The sequence below is a fragment of the Agromyces neolithicus genome (assembly GCF_039529735.1).
GTDB classification, from domain to species: domain Bacteria; phylum Actinomycetota; class Actinomycetes; order Actinomycetales; family Microbacteriaceae; genus Agromyces; species Agromyces neolithicus.
Genome location: NZ_BAAANJ010000031.1, coordinates 1 through 3,255 on the forward strand (window position 1 = coordinate 1; position 3,255 = coordinate 3,255).

At 67.2% G+C, this 3,255-nt stretch carries 3 protein-coding genes; all 3 read left to right on the top strand.

The window, feature by feature from the left end; all coding sequences use genetic code 11:
* Nucleotides 1–71: 71 nt before the first annotated feature.
* From ABD164_RS17915 to ABD164_RS17925, 3 genes are read left to right on the top strand one after another with little or no spacing between them, the layout of a single operon-like run.
* Nucleotides 72–1,301, top strand: coding sequence for a tyrosine-type recombinase/integrase (locus tag ABD164_RS17915; protein ID WP_344298059.1), 1,230 nt, complete (start codon nt 72–74; stop codon nt 1,299–1,301).
* Complete coding sequence (locus tag ABD164_RS17920; protein ID WP_344298061.1) at nt 1,298–2,245, top strand: tyrosine-type recombinase/integrase; 948 nt, start codon at nt 1,298–1,300, stop codon at nt 2,243–2,245. The genes ABD164_RS17915 and ABD164_RS17920 overlap by 4 nt, the downstream gene beginning before the upstream one ends.
* On the top strand, nt 2,242–3,234 hold the full coding sequence (locus tag ABD164_RS17925) for a tyrosine-type recombinase/integrase (protein ID WP_344298063.1): 993 nt from the start codon (nt 2,242–2,244) through the stop codon (nt 3,232–3,234). Before ABD164_RS17920 ends, ABD164_RS17925 begins: the two co-directional genes overlap by 4 nt.
* Nucleotides 3,235–3,255 lie beyond the last annotated feature (21 nt).

Here is a 3,255-nt window from a genome sequence, read left to right on the forward strand (position 1 = left end):
TTCGGTTGTCGGCATAATCGCACGGTTCTGATCGGCTGGTCTTCTCAAAGTTGAGGAGACAGGAGCAGTTCATGATCAGGATCGAGATTGAGGGTCACGGCGTGCTCGTCGGCGGCTCGCTGGAAGGGTCCGCCCGCGGGTTCGAAGCCGAGTTCGTCCGGCGCGGATTCACACGGAAGTCGTTGATGAACCAGTTGCGGCTTCTGGCGCATCTGAGCCGGTGGCTTCACGCGCAGAGCATCGACGCGGGTGCGTTGACGGCGCAGGAAGTCGAGGTGTTCCTCGCGGAGCGGCGGCGAACGCATACGGGCCTGTTCTCCCGCAAGGCGCTCGGGCCGGTGCTGGACTGGCTCGCCAACGAGGGTGTGATCCCGGCTGACGCGGCTGTCGTGCCGGTGGTGGCGGACGGGCCGGAGTTGGCCGGGTTCGAAGAGTATCTGCGTGCTGAGCGGCGCCTGGCGGACTCGACGGTCGCGGCGAACATGGCCAGGGCGCGCCGGTTCTGGGCGGGCTACGTCGTCCCTGCCGGAGGAGTGGGTGAACTGACCGCGGCGGCGGTGACGCGGGCACTGTTGGACGAGGGCGTCACGCGCAGGCCGGTGTCGGTGAAGGCGTTCGGATACACGCTGCGTTCGCTGCTGCGGTTCTTCTTCATCTCTGGGATCACGAGTCATGATCTGTCGGCAGCGACACTGGTGATCCGCTCCCCGCAACCCTCCCGACTGCCCATCGGCGTGAGCCGTGATGACGTGGTCGCGCTGCTGACCGGGTGCGATCGCGGCACGAGCGCGGGGCTGCGCGACTACGTGGTGCTGTTGCTGCTGGCTCGTCTTGGGCTGCGCGCGATCGAGGTTGCCCGGCTGAGGTTGGATGACATCGATTGGCGCCGCGGCGAGGTTCTCGTGCGCGGGAAGGGCAACCGTGACGAGCGGCTCCCGCTGACGTACGAGGTCGGTGAGGCGATCGTGGACTACCTGCACGACGCACGTCCGTCTGATACCGGGTTCCGGGAGGTGTTCGCCGCCGGTCGGGCACCACGGCGTCCGTTGACGCGCGAGGCGGTCGGCGGGATCGTCGAACGCGCCTGCGACCGGGCGGGCCTGGCACGGTTCGGGGCGCACCGGCTGCGGCACACCCTCGGCGAACAGATGGTCACCGCCGCCGTCCCGCTGGACGCGATCGGCCAGGTCCTGCGCCACACGGCCCGGCTGACGACTGCCGGATACGCGCGAGTTGACGTCACGGCGCTGCGCGAGCTTGCTCAGCCCTGGCCCGCCACGACGGGCGGTGAGCGAGCATGATCATCTGGGATGAACACGTCGCCGACTACTTGCGGCTACGTCGCCAGCTCGGGTTCACGCTCGCTTGGGACGAGCACCTCCTCGGCCAGTTCACCGAACTCCTCGACGCCGCCGGAACCTCGCGTCTGACGACTGCGGGGATGGTCGAGTGGGCGGGCCTGCCCCGCGATGACGGCGGAGCAGGCGCGTCACGGGCCGCGACGCGGATGAAGGCGGTGCGCTCGTTCGCGATCTACATGAATGCCGTCGATCCCGTCCACGAGGTCCCGCCGCGCGGCGTGTTCTCACATCAAGCCCGCCGGTCCACGCCCTACATCTACACGCCCGACCAGATCACTGCGTTGTTGGAAGCCGCCGCCGGGCTGCGGCGCTTCGAGCGGTCGCGGATCTATCCGGTCGTGTTCGGGCTGCTCGCCGCGACGGGAATGAGGGTCGGTGAGCTCCTCGCCCTCGATGACGACGAAGTCGACTTGGACACGGGGATCATCACGGTCAGCCGCGGCAAGTCCAGGGATCCCAGACTGATCCCCCTTCACGAGACGACGAAGGTCGTGCTCACCGAGTACGCCGTATGGCGAGATCAACGAGACCGCGTGGTCGCTGACGACAGAACGCCCTTCTTCACCGATCACCGCGGCCGGCGCCTGACGCGGTTCACGACCGAGTACGCCTTCGAGCATGTCCGTGAAACGGCAAGACTCACCGCCGACGGGGCACGTCCCCGGATGCACGATCTGCGGCACACGTTCGCAGTGACCACATTGCTGGGCTGGTACCGCTCAGGAGCCGACGTCGCCGGCCTGCTACCGCGGCTGTCGACCTATCTCGGGCACACCAACCCGGCCAACACGTATTGGTACCTGTCTACGATCCCCGAGTTGCTCGCCCACGCCGCCCGCATGCTCGGCACCGTCCAAGGGAACATGCAGGAGGCGGGAGCATGACCTCTTTCGCTCCGCTGCTGCAAGCGTTCTTCACCGACCGGCTCGCCACCCAGCGCCACGCCAGCGAAAACACGGTCGCCGCCTACCGCGACACATTCAAGCTCCTCCTCACCTACCTCCAGAACGACACCGACAAGACCCCGGATGCGCTGGACATCGGCGATCTGGACGCGACCCGCATCGGCGGATTCCTCACCTATCTGGAGCGGGAACGGGGCAACAGTCCCCGCACCCGCAACGCGAGGCTCGCCGCGATCCACTCGCTGTTCTCCTACGCCGCGCTGCGTCACCCCGAGCACGCCGACACCATCGCACGGGTGCTCGCGATCCCGGCCGCGCGCATCCACCGCAACCTCGTCACCTGGCTCACCGACACCGAGACCGCCGCACTGCTGGATACCTGCGACCAGGACACCCGCACCGGACGCCGCGACTACGCGATGTTCGTCCTGGCTATCCAGACCGGACTACGCGTCAGCGAACTGATCGGGCTGACCATCGCCGACGTCCACACCGGCACCGGCGCCCACGTCCATTGCGTCGGCAAAGGCCGCAAAGAACGCGCCACACCATTGCTGCCCGACACCGTCGCGGTCATGAATGCCTGGATCACCGAACGCGCCGACACAAGCGATGCACCGCTGTTCGCCACGTCCACAGGAAGACGCCTCAGCCGCGACGCGATCGAAGCCAGGCTCCGGCACGTGACCACCCGGGCAGCCCAGACCTGCCCGGCGCTGGCAAGCAAAAACGTCACCGCGCACACCCTGCGTCACACCGCAGCGATGCGGCTGCTGCACGCCGGCGTCGACGCGACCGTGATCGCGCTCTGGCTCGGCCATGAGAACGTCACCACGACGAGCATCTACATCCACGCCGATATGACCATCAAGGAGCAGGCGATCGCGAAGACCACGCCACCCGGACAAACCAAACCGGGCCGATACCGGCCAGACGACACCATCATGGCGTTCCTGGAACGGCTCTGATTATGCCGACAACCGAACCCC

What these genes read in the sequence shown, in the direction of transcription:
- ABD164_RS17915 (WP_344298059.1), top strand. Translation starts at nt 72, where the DNA reads ATGATCAGGATCGAGATTGAGGGTCACGGCGTGCTCGTCGGCGGCTCG.
- ABD164_RS17925 (WP_344298063.1), top strand. Translation starts at nt 2,242, where the DNA reads ATGACCTCTTTCGCTCCGCTGCTGCAAGCGTTCTTCACCGACCGGCTC.
- ABD164_RS17920 (WP_344298061.1), top strand. Translation starts at nt 1,298, where the DNA reads ATGATCATCTGGGATGAACACGTCGCCGACTACTTGCGGCTACGTCGC.